Below are 14789 nucleotides of genomic sequence, written 5' to 3'. Positions count from 1 at the left end.
CAGCAGCGATTGTGATGAGACAAACTGTTGGGTTCGCGCACAGGCTAGCGCGCTGGCCCACCTAGCGCTCAGCGCTCGCGTTTGCGCAGCGCAGCATAGTCGCCGATGTAGGCATGCACCTTCGCCGCCGCCAGGCGGTTGATCTCCACCAGCAGCTCCGGCGCCACCGGGCCCAGGCCGTAGGAGCGGTCGAGGTGGCGGCCGATGTGCAGCAGCAGGCGGGCGGCGACCTCGGCGTCGGCTTCGGCGCGGTGGGCGGTGCCGCGGAAGGCGATGCCGAGGGCGCGCGCCAGTTCGCCGAGCTTGTAGCTGGACATGCCCGGCAGCACCCGGCGCGACAGCTTGACCGAGCAGACCAGGCCGTCGTGGCGGCAGGCATGGCCAAGGCGGGCGCCTTCGGCCATCAGGAATTTCTCGTCGAAGGCGGCGTTGTGCGCGGCCAGGGTATCGGCGCCGATGAACTCGATCAGCGCCGGCACCACCTCGGCGACCGGCGGCGCGCTGTCCACCATCTGCTGGGTAATGCCGGTCAGCGAGCTGATGAAGGGCGGGATGCGCACGCCACAATTGACCAGCGAGACATAGCGGTCGATGATCTCGCCGCCGGCGATGCGCAGCGCGGCGACTTCGGTGATGCGGTCGCCGGACTCCGGCGACAGGCCGGTGGTCTCGAAGTCGAGCATGACGATCGGGCGTTCAAACATGGCGGTCTTTCAAAGGTCGGGCGTTCACACGCCGAATTTACGGGCTGCGTCGATGGCCAGGCCAGCGCCGATGCTGCCGAACAGGTCGCCCTCGACGCGGCGGGCCTGCGGGACGATGGCGGCGATCCGTTCACGCAGGGCCGCGACCCCGCTCGAGCCGCCGGTGAAGAACACGGTGTCGACCTGCTCCGCCGCCACCCCGGCCTCGCCCAGCAGGCGCTGCACGGTGGCGCCGACCTGGTCGACCAGGCCGCCGATCGCCGCCTCGAACACGGCGCGCTCGACCTCGAGCTGCTGCGGCGGCGACAGGCGGTCCAGGTCCAGCTCGACCAGCGGCGTGCCGGACAGGCCGATCTTGGCTTCCTCGACCCGCATCGCCAGCCAGTGGCCGGCGCGCTCGTCGATCAGTCTGCGCAGGCGCCCTAGCTTGGCCGGCTCGGCAGCGTCGCGCGCCAGGTCGTCGAGCTGGGCGATGCTCTTGCGAGTGTACGCCTGGTTGATCGTGTGCCAGGTCGCCAGGTTGAAATAATAGCTGGACGGTACCGGGGCACCCGACACCAGCGCGCTGCCGTAGCCCAGCAGCGGCATCACGGAAGCCAGGCTCAGGTACTTGTCGAAGTCGGTGCCGCCGATGTGCACGCCGCCGGTGGCGAGGATGTCTTCGCGCCGCTCGATGCGCCTGGTCCGGTCCGGTCCGAGGCGCACCAGCGAGAAGTCCGAGGTGCCGCCGCCGATGTCGGCGATCAGCACTAGTTCTTCCTTCTCGATCCGCGATTCGTAGTCGAAGGCGGCGGCGATCGGCTCGTACTGAAAGCCGATCTCGCGGAACCCGGCCGCGCGCGCGATCTCGGCCAGGGTATCCTCGGCCAGGCGGTCGGCCTGCGGGTCGTCGTCGACGAAGAACACGGGGCGGCCGAACACGGCGCTGGTGAACTCGCGCCCGGCCTGCTGCTGGGCGCGGCGGCGCAGTTCGCCGATGAAGTGGGCCAGCAGCTGGCGGAACGGCAAGGCGCGGCCCCCGACCTCGGTCTGGCCGTCCATCAGGCTGGTGCCGAGCAGGCTTTTCAGCGAGCGCATCAGGCGCCCTTCGTAGCCCTCCAGGTAGTCCGCCAGCGCCGCACGGCCATAGCGCACCTGTTCGTCGTCGGCGTTGAAGAACACGACCGATGGCAGGGTCGCCTTGCCGTCCTCGAGGGCCAGCAGGCTGGGATGGCCGGGGCGGACCCAGCCGACGGTGGAATTGGAGGTGCCGAAATCGACGCCGCAAGCGTTCGCCATGAAAGCCTATCTGGAAGAGGAGCGTGGGAAGGGGCGAGATGTTACCAGAACTCCGGCGCGCAGGCGAGCCGGGCCCGGCCGTTGAAGTTCCCCGGGCCGCCATCACGTACCAGCTGTCTCAAGCCCGCGACAGGCCGGGCGCACGCCGCAATCGTGCGCGCCGCCTTCCGGCCGTATATTGTCTTGACCTGGTTCGACCGGTCCGCCCGGCCACGGAGACAGCGATGAGCACCACGGCAGGCAGCCCCGACTTCGCGCATGGCGACGGCCATGTCCACGTCCATCCGCACGGCTGGCGGCGCTGGCTGTACGCCACCAACCACAAGGACATCGGCACCCTCTACCTGTGGTTCTCGGCGGCGATGCTGATGGAAGGCGGCCTACTGGCCATGCTGATCCGGCTGGAACTGTTCCAGCCCGGCCTGCAGTTCTTCCGGCCCGAGCTGTACAACGAATTCGTGTCGCTGCACGGACTGGTGATGGTGTTCGGCGCGATCATGCCCGCTTTCGTCGGCTTCGCCAACTGGATGGTGCCGCTGCAGGTCGGCGCCTCCGACATGGCGTTCGCGCGCATGAACAACTTCTCGTTCTGGCTGCTGCCCCCCAGCGCCCTGCTGCTCACCGCCTCGTTCTTCGTGCCGGGCGGCGCCACCGGGTCCGGCTGGACCATGTATCCGCCGCTGTCACTGCAGATGGGCGTCGGGATGGACATGACGATCTTCGCGATCCACCTGATGGGCGCCTCGTCCATCATGGGGTCGATTAACATCATCACCACCATCCTCAATATGCGCGCGCCCGGCATGACCCTGATGAAACTGCCCATGTTCTGCTGGACCTGGCTGATCACGGCCTACCTGCTGATCGCCGTGATGCCGGTGCTGGCCACGGCCGTCACCATGCTGCTCACCGACCGCCACTTCGGCACCACCTTCTTCAATGCCGCCGGCGGCGGCGACCCGGTGATGTTCCAGCACGTCTTCTGGTTCTTCGGCCATCCCGAGGTCTACATCATGATCCTGCCCGGCTTCGGGGTCATCTCGCACGTCATTCCGGCCTTCTCGCGCAAGCCGCTGTTCGGCTACGCCTCGATGGTCTACGCCACGGCGTCGATCGCCATCATTTCCTTCATCGTCTGGGCGCACCACATGTTTACCACCGGCATGCCGGTCACGGCCCAGCTGTTCTTCATGTACGCCACCATGCTGGTCGCGGTCCCGACCGGCGTGAAGGTCTTCAACTGGGTGGCGACGATGTGGAAGGGTTCGCTGAGCTTCGAGCCGGCGATGCTGTTCGCGGTCGGCTTCCTGTGGGTGTTCACGATCGGTGGCTTTTCCGGCCTGATCCTGTCGCTGGCGCCGGTCGACATCCAGTTGCAGGACACCTATTACGTGGTCGGCCACTTCCATTACGTGCTGGTGGCCGGTTCGCTGTTCTGCCTGTTCTCCGGCTATTATTACTGGGTGCCGAAATGGACCGGGCACATGGTGAACGACTGGCGCGCCAAGTTCCACTTCTGGAATTCGCTGGTGTGGGTGAACGTGACCTTCTTCCCCATGCATTTCCTGGGCCTGGCCGGGATGCCGCGCCGCTATGCCGACTATGCGGTGCAGTTCACCGATTTCCACATGATCACCTCGATCGGGGCCTGGCTGTTCGGCCTGAGCCAGGTGTACTGGCTGCTGTTCATCGTCATCCCGAACATCCGCGGCGGGCCGCCGGCGCCGGCCAAGCCCTGGGAAGGCGCGGAAGGGCTGGAGTGGACCGTGCCCAGCCCGGCACCCTTCCATACCTTCGAGACACCGCCCATGGTGAAATAAGGTGACATGACGATGCTCTACGAGTGCACCCTGCAGCGCAACTGCTCGATGACGCCACGCCAGGTGGCGCACGCCTATGCCGTGCTGTGCACCATGTCGCTGGCGGTCGCCCTCGCCTTCTTCCTGCACGGTATCTGGATCGTGCTCGCCTTCTCCCTGCTGGAACTGGCCTGCGTGGGCCTGGCCCTGCTCCTGTATGCGCGGCACGCGCTCGACCGCGAACGCATCGCCCTCACGCCCAGCTGCCTGCTGGTCGAGTGCGTACAGGCCGACGTGCGCAGCCAGGCGCGCCTGGATCCGCTGTGGACGCGGGTGCTGCCGCCCGCCGCGGGCGCCGAGGGTGCCGGGAGCGGGCTCCCCGCCGGCGCCAGGCACGCCCTGATCACGCTCGAATCGCGCGGCGTGCGGATCCAGGTGGGCCGTTTCGTCAACGAGGCAACACGCCGCCAGGTCGCGCGCGAACTGCGCCATGCCCTGCGCCAGGTATCCGTCATCCGCTGAGCGATCCCCCGTTTGCGCTCTGAGCCGTGTCAGCGGCTTCTTACATTCACACGGCGGGGGCACCGATGTTACATTTTCTACATCATTTGCATAATCCCTCCATACGAATGCCGCGCTGATGCCTTGCGCGGCATTGCATTATTTTGGAGAAGAAAATATGAGCATCACCCAAGGCGGATACGCCATCGTCGTGCACGGCGGCGCCGGCAGCCCCTGCGATTACAAGGATGGCTGCGAGCAGGCCGCAGGCCGCGCCGTCGAAGAACTCGGCATCAGCGGCGACGCGCTCGAAGCCGCCATCGCGGCCGTCACCGTCCTCGAAGACGACGGCCGCTTCAACGCCGGAAGGGGCGCCGCGCTCGGGCTGGACGGCGCCACGGTGGAGATGGACGCCTCCGTGATGGACACCCGCGGCCGCCTGGGCGCGGTCGCCTGCGTGCAGGGCATCGAGAACCCGGTGCTGCTGGCGCGCGCGGTGGCCGACACCCCGCACTGGTTCCTGGCAGGCGACGGCGCCAACCGCTTCGCCCACGCGATCCGCCACCCGACCTGGGACAAGATTTCCGAACACCAGCGCGAACAGCATCGCCAGATAGTGAAGAAGCTCGCCGGTTCGGCCCAGGCCATGCCCGGGGTCGACAACCAGGCCTTCCTGCGCTTCTGGAACTACGAGAAAGCCGCGGATTTCCCGGTAGGCGCCGCCTGCGACACGGTCGGCGCCGTGGTGCGCGCCCCGGACGGTCACTTCGGCGTGGCCGCCTCCACCGGCGGCTCGGCACCTTCTCTGCTGGGCCGGGTCGGCGACACGCCCATCATCGGCAGCGGTTTCTACGCCGGTCCGGCCGGCGCGGTGGCGGCCACCGGCATCGGCGAATACATCGTGCGCCACCTGCTGGCCCACCGCGTCTACAGCTGGATCGAGGACGGCATGCCGCTCGAACAGGCCCTGCAGCGCGGCATCGCCCTGTTCGACAAGAACGTCGAAGTCGGCCTGATCGCGGTCAGCCGCCTTGAAGCCGGGGCCCTCAGCAACAGCGGCATGCCGTTTGCCAAGCTCATCCAACCTTGATCCAACGCCCTCAGCCTACTCCCATGACACCACGAGAACAAACGCAAGACAAGGAACAGCAGGAGCAGGGCGAACGCCAGCTGCGCGAAAGCCACGGCCACCTGGTGATCATCGGCGGTCACGAAGACCGCAAGCACGACATGGAAATCCTCAGCCGCTTCGTCGAACTCTCCGGCGGGCCGGACGCCAAGATCGTCGTGATCTCGGCCGCCAGCACGGTGGCCGACGAGATGTGGCAGATCTATGACAAGGCCTTCGGCGAACTCGGCGTCGGCAAGCGCGTGCACCTGCACCTGCAAAGCCGCCAGTGCGCGAACGACGAAGAGCAGATCAAGGACATCCGGGACGCCACCGGCATCTTCATGACCGGCGGCGACCAGAAGCGGCTGCTGGCCATCATCGGCGGCACCGCGCTGGACGCGGCGATGCATAGCGCCCTCAAGCTGCGCGGCGCCTGCATCGGCGGCACCAGCGCCGGCGCTTCGGCCATGTCGGGCCACATGCTGGCCCAGGGCCGCGCCGAGCTGCATCCCGAGAAGGGCTCGGTCAGCCTCGGCGCCGGTCTCGGTTTCCTGCACAAGGTGGTCGTCGACCAGCACTTTTCGGAGCGCCAGCGTCTTTCGCGCCTGCTGTCGGTGGTCGCGCAGAACCCGTATCTGCAGGGGATCGGCATCGACGAAGACACCGCGCTGGTGATCGAACGCGGGGTCGGCATCGAGGTGCTGGGCGAAGGCGCGGTCACCATCGTCGACGGCCGCAACATGAGCACCAACATCGCCGAGATCTCGGACCGCGAGACTCCCGAACTGATCGACGTCCGCCTGCACCTGCTGCCGGCGGGCAGCAAGTACCGCCTGCCGAAGGACACACAAGACGGGAACCGCCTCATCCCCCAGCCGCTGCTCGAGTTTTTGGAAAATGTAACGAAACGGAATCCGATCTCATGAGAATCATCGAACAACGCTTTCTGCGCGGCCCCAACCTGTACGCCGCTACTCCCTGCCTGATGGCTGTCGTCGACGCCGGCCTGGATCACGTTGCCGGCCTCGGCGCACGCCTGCTGGCAAAACTGCCGGACATGCCGCCCGAAGCCTCGGCGCGCCTGTCCGACTGTCACTCGCCCGCCGAGGCACTGGCGCCGGTGACGATGGAACTGCAACGCCTGGCCGGCGCGCCCGGCGCCTTCAGCCAGGCCGCCGCCATGCCGTCGAAACCGGGCCAGGTGCGCGTGGTCTGCGGCTACGCCATCGAACAGGTGGCGGGCGCCGCGCTGCGCACCGCCCACGACCTGATCCGCGCCCTCGCCGCACAGGAGGACTACGACCTCGACAGCGCACTCGCCGAGCTGAAGGACAAGGCCCAGCACTACGCGATCGGCACCAGTACCGGCGCCGTCATCAACGCGGCCCACCAGCGCGGCATTCCGAGCCTGCGCCTGACCGATGAAGCGAACCTGTTCCAGCTGGGCTGGGGCAGCAGGCAGAAGCGCCTGCAGGCGACCATCACCGGCGCCACCAACAACATCGCGGTCGGCATCGCCAGCGACAAGCAGCTGACCAAGACCCTGCTCGACCAGGCCGGCTGCCCGGTCCCGGCCGGCGAAACCGTCACCTCGCTGGCCGCTGCCCAGCGCGTCGCACGCCGCATTGGTACCGTGACGATCAAGCCGCTCGACGCCAATCAGGGCAAGGGTGTGACCACCACCTGCTCGACCGAGGAGGAAGTCGAGCGCGCCTTCGAGTTCGCGCGCAAGTACGGCCGCCACGTGATCGTCGAGGAATTCCTGCGCGGGCGCGACTACCGCGTGCTGGTCACCGGCCGCAAGATCGCCGCCGCCTCCTGGCGCCGTCCGCCGCACGTGACGGGCGACGGCGTGCACACCGTCCGCGCCCTGGTCGAGCTGGAAAACGCGAACCCGGCGCGCGGCGACGGCCATACCAACATCCTCACCAAAATCCCGCTGGACGAGCTGGCGCTGCAGGTGCTGGCCCAGCAAGGCTACACGCTGGACGACGTGCCGGCCGAGGGCGTCCCGGTCGAGCTGCGCGGCAACGCCAACCTCTCGACCGGCGGCACCGCCGAAGACGTGACCGACCTGCTGCCGGAAGAGACCCGCGACATCTGCATCCGCGCCGCCCGCACCATCGGCCTGGACGTGGCCGGCATCGACATCGTGTGCCAGGATATCTCGCAGCCGCTGCGCGAACAGCGTGGCGGCATCATCGAGGTGAACGCGGCGCCCGGCATCCGCATGCACCAGTACCCGAGCCGCGGCACTCCGCGCGATGCCGGCGCCGCCATCGTCGATACCCTGTTCGGCGAGGACGACGGCCGGATCCCGGTGATCGGCGTGACCGGCACCAACGGCAAGACCACCACCACCCTGCTGATCGCCCACGCCGCCCGCATGGCCGGCCTGCGCACCGGCGTCACCACCACCGAGGGCGTGTTCGTCGACGGCCAGCAGATCACGAAGGGCGACTGCACCGGCTACCGCTCGGCGCGCAGCGTGCTGACTTCGCCGGACGTCGACTTCGCGGTGCTGGAAACCGCGCGCGGCGGCATCCTCAAGCGCGGCCTGGCCTACGACCGTTGCGACGTCTCGGTGGTCCTGAACGTGTCCGCCGACCACCTGGGCCTGGACGGCGTCGACTCGGTCGAGCAGCTGGCCAGGGTGAAGGCGGTGGTCGCGCAGCGCGCCTCGCGCGCGGTGGTGCTGAACGCCGAGGACGACCACTGCGTGGCAATGGCCGCCGGGCTTGCCGACGGCGTCGAGCTGCTGTACTTCTCGCTGGACGCCGACAATGGCGTGCTGCTGCGCCACCTGGACAACGGCGGCCGCGCAGTCTACCTCGAAGACAACACCATCGTGCTGGCCAACGGCAGCCGCCACGAAGCGCTGGTCGACGTGCGCCAGATGCCGGTCACACTGAAGGGCGCGGCACGCTACAACATCGCCAACAGCCTGGCGGCGGCGGCGGCATTGGCCGCCAGCGGCTTCGGCAACCAGGAAATCGCCGACGGCCTGCGCAGCTTTGTCTCCGACTGGAAGAGCAACCCGCTGCGCTCGAACGTGTTCGACGTCGAGGGCGTGACCGTGATCGTCGACTACGCCCACAACAGCGCCGCCTACGCCGCCCTGGCCGAGACCGCGCGCGCGATGACGCCGGGCCGCCTGGTCGGCGTGGTGGCCGCGCCGGGCGACCGCCGCGACGCCGACCTGGTCGACATCGGCGCCACCTGCGCCGCCGGTTTCGACGAACTGGTGGTCTACGAGACCGAGAATCGCGGCCGCGCGGCCGGCAGCGTTGCTTTGATGCTGATCGAAGGCATCCGCCTGGCGAAGTTCGAGGAAGACCACCTGTGCGTGGAACTCGACGTGCACGAGGCGATCCGCGCCGGCCTGGCACGCTGCGAAAAGGGCGACGTGCTGCTGTTCGGCTGCGGGTCGGACATCAGCGAGCTGCTGGAAGCGATCAGGCCTACCTCGCCGGAGGTGGCGAAGCGGATCGAGATGCAAGCTGCCTGAAACAAAAAACGGGCCACTCAGGCCCGTTCGTCACTTCAGCGGAGCTCCTCAACCCACCTGCCCCGCGATCCGCTCGGCACTGTCCGGATCCATCTCGCGGATCGCCTCGACGAACACCTGCAGCGAGGATCCGCAGGCAAACACCAGCACATCGCCGCGCTCGCACAGCGACAGGCCCAGGCGGATCGCCTCGCCCACGTCCGGCTCGCGGTGCAGCGTGTCAGTCTTGCCGACCACTTCCTCGGCGCCCTGCAGGATCAGGTCGACCGCGCCGCCGTAGGCCCGGCCGCGGCTCGATGATTCGTACACGACCAGTTCGTCGAAGCGCGCCGCGCACACGCGGCCGACGTCGAGCAGGTCGGCGTCGCGGCGGTCGCCCGGCGCGGTGACGATGCCGATCAGCTGGCCCGGCAGCAGCGAGCGCGCCATCTCGGCCAGCGCGGCGTAGGCGGCCGGATTGTGGGCGTAGTCGACGATCACGGTCACGCCGCGCACCTCGAACACGTTGGTGCGCAGCGGATTGGTCTTGCCGTCGCTGACGAAGGTGGAGAGGCCGGTGGCGATCTGCAGGTTGGAAAAGCCGGCCGCCATCAGGCCCGCCGCGGCGGCCAGGCCGTTGGCGATGTTGTAGCGCGCGCGGCCGCCCATCGAGATCGGCATGCTCTCCACCCGCAGCAGTTCCTGGTGCACGTTGCCGTCGGCGAGCACGATCGCGTTGTCCTGCAGGTAGGCGGCGCGGCCGCCCTCTTCCAGGTGGCGCAGCAGCACCGGCTCGTCCGGCTCCATGGAAAAATACACCAGTTCGACGTCCGGGCGCACGCGGCGCGCCATCGCCACGCACAGCGGATCCTCGGCGTTCAGCACGGCGGCGCGGCTGGCGGACAGCGGCACCACGGCCTTGACCTGGGCCAGGTCCTCGATCGTGTCGACGCCGTCCAGGCCCAGGTGGTCGGGCGAGACGTTCAGCACGATGCCGACGTCGCAGTGGTCGAAGGCCAGGCCGCGCTTGAGGATGCCGCCGCGCGCCGTCTCCAGCACCGCGATCTCGACTTCCGGCGCCGCCAGCACCGTGCGTGCCGACCAGTAGCCGGTGCAGTCGCCCTTGGTGATCTGCTTGCCGTCGATGTAGACGCCGTGGGTGGTGGTGGCGCCGGTCACGCGGCCGGCCAGGCGCGTGGTGTGCGCGATCAGCAGCGTGGTGGTGGTCTTGCCGTTGGTGCCGGTGCAGGCGATGATCGGGATGCGGCCGTCCGAGTTGCCCATCAGGCCCTCGACGATGGCGTCGCCGGCGTCGCGCGGCTCGCCGCTGCTGGGGTACTGGTGCATGCGGATGCCGGGTGCGGCGTTCACTTCGATCACCGCCCCGCCCTGCGACGCCAGCGGCTGGGCGATGTCGCGGCAGACGATGTCGATGCCGGCCACGTCCAGGCCGATCTTGCTGGCCGCGCGCACGCAGATGCGGCGCGTCGATTCCGGCAGCAGGTCGGTCACGTCCTCGGCGGTGCCGCCGGTGGAGAGGTTGGCGTTGCCGCGCAGCTCGACCGTGGTGCCCTCGGCCGGGACCGAATCCGGCGCATAGCCCTGCTTGCGCAGGATGTCCTCGGCATGGGCGTCGAGCGCGATCTGGGTCAGGATGTTGGTGTGGCCCTCGCCGCGCGCCGGGTTGCGGTTCTCGATCGCGACCAGTTCGCGGATGCTGTGGCGGCCGTCGCCGATCACGTGGGCCGGGCGGCGACAGGAGGCCGCGGCGACCCGCCCGGCCGCCACGAACACGCGGTAGTCGCGCCCCTGGACATAGCGTTCGACGACGATGCGGCGCCCGTGCTTGCGGGCGAAGGCATAGGCCTGCTCGACTTCTTCCGGGGTGCGGCAATCGACCGTCACGCCCTTGCCCTGGTTGCCGTCGAGCGGCTTGACGGTGACCGGCACCGCCAGCCTGCGCGCGACCCGCAGGGCGTCGTCGATGGTGCCGACGGCCTCGCCTTCCGGCACCGGCACGCCCGCTTCCAGCAACAGCTGCTTGGTAAGCTGCTTGTCGCTGGCGATGCGCACCGCGATGTTGCTGGTCTCGCCCGTGATGGTGGCCTGGATGCGCTTCTGCTTCACGCCCCAGCCGAGCTGGAACAGATTGGCGTCCTCGGTAATGCGCTGGACCGGGATCCCGCGCTCGTGGGCCGCCGCGAGCACGGCGGCGGTCGAGGTGCCGATCGCGTAGTGCTCGGCCAGTTCGCGCAGCTCTTCCAGGCGCGCCGACAAGTCATTGACGCTGCCGCCATGCGCCAGCGTGTCGACGATCTCCACCGCCAGCTGGAAGGCCGGCTGCGCCACCTTCTCGATCTGGTAGGCGCACACGATGCGGTACTGGCCGGGGGTGCCGGTCACTGGCCGGGTGCGGCCGAAGCCGGCGGGAGCGCCGGCCAGGCATTGCAGGCCCAGGGTCACGTGTTCGACCACCCGCGCCAGGTAGGTGCCTTCGCGCAGGCGCTGGGCGAAGCCGCCGGGCTGGCCGGTCGGCACCAGGTACTCGGCCAGCGAGGGCAGCAGGGTCAGCAGCGCTTCGCTGAACTGCGGAAGTTCGCGGGTCGAGACCCCGTACAGGTCGCCCAGATCGAGCACGGAAAGCAGGCAGGGAGTATCCGCGTGAATGTTCGGGCCACGCAGGAATCGTTGTTCGAGAATTTGCACGTATGGGTCCTTGATCGTGAAAATGGCGCGGGAAGGGAGAACCCCGCCCGCGCCGCTGAAGCTTGTTACGGTGTTGCGCCGCCGCTCAGGCGTCCAGCAGCTGCGAGTACATGCGGGTCGCCATCAGCCCGATTGCCGTGTGGTGTACCGACGGCGACATCAGGCGCGCCAGCATCGCCATCGCTTCCGGCTTGCCGGCGCTGGCTGCGACCTTGTCTTCGAGCTCGCGCAATTCGCTGTCGCCGGCCAGCGCGCCGGCCGCGTGGCGGCGGATCAGGCCGCGCTCGGGGTAGCCGCTGCGTCCGGCGTGCTGGTTGAGGGTGTCGAGGGTGCGCTGGCGCGCGCGGTGGCTCAGCACGCGCGTGGTGCGCTGGCTGGCGTCCGCTTCGCGCGGCGTCGTGATCCAGTCGCGCAGCACCTGCTGCTCGTAGCTGGAGAACACGCCGAACATCTCGGCGCGCTCGCCCTGGATCAGGCGCCAGAAGCGGCTGTTCCCGACTTCCTCGCCGCGTTTGATCCAGCCGGCGCTCTCCATCGCCGCCAGGAAGGCCGGGATCTGCTTCGGCTCGCCCAGCCAATCGTTGATCGAGCGCCCGGCGACGCGGCAGTAATCCGAGTGCATGTTGCGGCCGACCGCGGCCTTGGCCGTGAAGATCTCGACCAGTTCGGCCTCCAGGTCGAAGGCCGCGATGACGGACGTGGTGCAGGCGCCCAGCTCGTTCAGGCGGTAGCCGTCCAGCACGCGGCGGAAGAAGGCCGCCGGGTCGCCCGACTGCGCCATCAGCGTGCGCAGCGCCTGCACCGCCTTGTGCGCATGGCCGCTGCCGGCATTGTCGACGGTGACGTGCAGGGTGAAGTAGTAGGGGTCGATGCCCAGTTCGTTCAGCTCGTAGGAAGTGATCAGCAGGTGCAGCGGGAGCTGTTCGTAGCCGAGGTTGTAGCCCACCAGCTCGGGCAGGAACCGGTCCGCGTTGTAGGCCAGCGCCAGCTGGATCGCGCCCTGCACGAAGTGCTCTTCGGACAGGCCATCCCAATGCTCGCAGCCGTGCGCGGCCAGCAGCCGGCGGAACAGCGTCACGTGGTTCTTGTCCGGCACGCCGTCGCCCAGCTCTTCGAGGTAGGTCTTGATCAGCGGATGGAAATCCGGGTTCTCCCAGCGCGGCAGGGTGCCGTACAGCCAGGCGCCGTCGACCAGCTTGGTCGGCGCCACGCCCTTCAGGAAATACAGCGCATGCGACTTGCTGCCGAAGTAGCGGCGCGCGGCGCCGTTCTTGCGCGCGGCCAGGTATTCGCGGTAGGCGATGCCGACCGCCTCGGCGCGGCCCTGGATCCAGGCCGGCAGCTGCCACAAGGCCTCGGGCAGGTCGCAGGCTTCCTGGCGCGCCGCTTCGATCTGGGCTGCCAGGTAGTCGCGCGACGCGGCGGCGGCCCCATCCGGGTTGTCGAGCAGGGAAAAATACAGTGCTTTCGAGCCTCGGGCAGCCTGCTCGGGACGCGCGGCGGGCGCGGGTCGGACTTCAGGCAGCTCCACAGCAAAGGTCGTAGTCATCATCAATCTTTTGGTAAATGTTCTACCAAGATTATGCGTACTCGGCCTGGCGCACGAAATCGGTTCGCGGCTCCCCTGGATGTCGGACAGGGATTACAAAAATGGCATGCTTTCTGGAAAGACATCGGGGCGCGCCGGCCGATGCCGGGGCGCCCCGATGGGTTTGGAACGGCTGGACGAGCTTACTGGGTCACGCCATGCAGCAGCGAGCGGCTGCGCGCGTAGCCGAAGTAGACCAGCAGGCCGATCGCGAGCCAGACCAGGAAGGCGATCCAGGTGATGGCGCTCAGGAAGCTCATCAGGGTCAGGCAGAACAGCACGGCGATCGCCGGTATGATCGGTACGCCCGGGCAGCGGAAGGCGCGCTTCAGCTCCGGACGGCGCTTGCGCAGCACGATCACGGCCACCGACACCAGCGAGAACGCGGCCAGGGTGCCGATGTTGACCAGCTCGGCCAGCACGTTCAGCGGCACGAAGGCGGCGATCAGGCCGAACAGGATGCCGACCACCCAGGTCGCGAAGAACGGGGTGCCGAACGTCGGGTGCACGGTCGACAGCTTGGCCGGCAGCAGGCCGTCGCGCGACATGGCGTACACGATGCGGGTCTGGCCGTAAGCCATCACCAGGATCACGGTGGTCATGCCGAGGATGGCGCCGAGGTCGACGAAGCCGGCGAACCAGTTCTCGCCACCGTGCTGCAGGGCCAGCGAAACCGGGTGGTCGACGCCCTTGAACAGCTGGAACGGCACGATGCCGGTCATGATGGCCGACACGATCACGTACAGGATGGTGCAGACGGTCAGCGAACCGATGATGCCGATCGGCAGGTCACGCTTCGGATTCTTGACTTCTTCCGCGGCCGAGGTCACGGCGTCGAAGCCGATGAAGGCGAAGAACACGACGGCGGCGGCGCTCATCACGCCGGTCACGCCGAAGGGCATGAAGGGATGCCAGTTGGCCGGGCTGACGTGCTTGAAGCCCACCAGGATGAACAGCAGCACGACGGCGATCTTGATGATCACCATGACGTTGTTGACGCGCGCCGATTCGCGCACGCCCCACGACAGCATCGCGGTCAGGACCAGCATGATCAGCAGCGCCGGCAGGTTCATGTAGGTGGTGACGCCGTCCAGCGCGCCGGGGGCGGCGGACAGGGCCTTCGGGATCTCGAGGCCGAAACCGCCGATCAGGGACTGGAAATAGCCCGACCAGCCGACCGACACCGCGGAGGTCGCCAGGCCGTACTCGAGCAGCAGGTCCCAGCCGATCATCCAGGCCACCAGTTCGCCCAGCACGACATAGCTGTAGGTATAGATCGAACCGGCTACCGGCACGGTCGAGGCGAACTCGGCATAGCACAGCGCCGCGAAGCCGCAGGCGATGGCCGACACGATGAACGACAGCGTCAGGGCCGGACCGGCGGTCAGCGCGCCGGTACCCGTCAGGACGAAGATACCGGTGCCGACGATCGCACCGATCCCCATCAGGATCAGGTCGAAGGGCCCGAGCACCTTCTTCAGTCCGCCGGGCTTGCCGGCGGCGGCGACCATATTGTCGAGATTCTTGGTTCTAAAAAGACTCACTGCGTTCTCCAATCGATAGTAGATAGATCCCCAGGCCCTGTTATATTGGATGTCTCCTCTGCGGGCGTGGT

At 68.0% G+C, this 14789-nt stretch carries 10 protein-coding genes; 5 read left to right on the top strand and 5 right to left on the bottom strand.

The genetic code is table 11. From position 1 onward, the window contains the following. Nucleotides 1–68 precede the first annotated feature (68 nt). Together ACI48D_RS14765 and ACI48D_RS14760 are read right to left on the bottom strand one after the other, a co-directional pair. Nucleotides 69–704 carry a 3'-5' exonuclease gene (locus ACI48D_RS14765; protein WP_435571990.1) on the bottom strand — a complete coding sequence of 212 codons (636 nt, stop codon included), beginning with the start codon at nucleotides 702–704 and terminating at the stop codon, nucleotides 69–71. Between the two features lie 24 nt (nucleotides 705–728). Beyond that, nucleotides 729–1982: an Hsp70 family protein gene (locus tag ACI48D_RS14760; protein ID WP_435571989.1), complete on the bottom strand. Its 1254-nt coding sequence runs from the start codon at nucleotides 1980–1982 to the stop codon at nucleotides 729–731. A 224-nt stretch (nucleotides 1983–2206) separates the two neighbouring features. Here ACI48D_RS14760 and ctaD point away from each other — a divergent pair, with 224 nt between their 5' ends. From ctaD to cphA (ACI48D_RS14735), 5 genes are all read left to right on the top strand, one after another. Then, nucleotides 2207–3802 (top strand): cytochrome c oxidase subunit I, encoded by a 1596-nt coding sequence (gene ctaD, locus ACI48D_RS14755; RefSeq protein ID WP_435571988.1) that lies wholly within the window; start codon nucleotides 2207–2209, stop codon nucleotides 3800–3802. A 6-nt stretch (nucleotides 3803–3808) separates the two neighbouring features. Further along, nucleotides 3809–4303 carry a DUF2244 domain-containing protein gene (locus ACI48D_RS14750; RefSeq protein WP_435571987.1) on the top strand — a complete coding sequence of 165 codons (495 nt, stop codon included), beginning with the start codon at nucleotides 3809–3811 and terminating at the stop codon, nucleotides 4301–4303. A gap of 157 nt (nucleotides 4304–4460) precedes the next feature. Further along, complete coding sequence (locus ACI48D_RS14745) at nucleotides 4461–5372, top strand: isoaspartyl peptidase/L-asparaginase (RefSeq protein ID WP_435571986.1); 912 nt, start codon at nucleotides 4461–4463, stop codon at nucleotides 5370–5372. Nucleotides 5373–5395: 23 nt separating this feature from the next. Beyond that, nucleotides 5396–6319, top strand: coding sequence for a cyanophycinase (locus ACI48D_RS14740; RefSeq protein ID WP_435571985.1), 924 nt, complete (start codon nucleotides 5396–5398; stop codon nucleotides 6317–6319). After that, nucleotides 6316–8901, top strand: a complete 2586-nt coding sequence (cphA, locus tag ACI48D_RS14735) for a cyanophycin synthetase (protein ID WP_435571984.1) — start codon at nucleotides 6316–6318, stop codon at nucleotides 8899–8901. The genes ACI48D_RS14740 and cphA (ACI48D_RS14735) overlap by 4 nt, the downstream gene beginning before the upstream one ends. Nucleotides 8902–8949: 48 nt before the next feature. Here cphA (ACI48D_RS14735) and cphA (ACI48D_RS14730) read toward each other — a convergent pair whose 3' ends face one another. The 3 genes from cphA (ACI48D_RS14730) to ACI48D_RS14720 form a co-directional block, all read right to left on the bottom strand. Then, the gene (cphA, locus tag ACI48D_RS14730) at nucleotides 8950–11586 is read right to left on the bottom strand and encodes a cyanophycin synthetase (RefSeq protein WP_435571983.1); all 2637 of its coding nucleotides are present in this window, start codon (nucleotides 11584–11586) and stop codon (nucleotides 8950–8952) included. Nucleotides 11587–11671: 85 nt separating this feature from the next. Next, on the bottom strand, nucleotides 11672–13138 hold the full coding sequence (locus tag ACI48D_RS14725; RefSeq protein ID WP_435571982.1) for an iron-containing redox enzyme family protein: 1467 nt from the start codon (nucleotides 13136–13138) through the stop codon (nucleotides 11672–11674). A gap of 179 nt (nucleotides 13139–13317) precedes the next feature. Next, complete coding sequence (locus tag ACI48D_RS14720; RefSeq protein ID WP_435571981.1) at nucleotides 13318–14718, bottom strand: amino acid permease; 1401 nt, start codon at nucleotides 14716–14718, stop codon at nucleotides 13318–13320. Between the last annotated feature and the right edge of the window lie 71 nt (nucleotides 14719–14789).

It is taken from the genome of Massilia sp. LXY-6 (assembly GCF_051233485.1).
Classification (GTDB): Bacteria; Pseudomonadota; Gammaproteobacteria; order Burkholderiales; family Burkholderiaceae_D; genus Telluria.
This window is presented reverse-complemented; position numbering and strand designations above follow the sequence as displayed.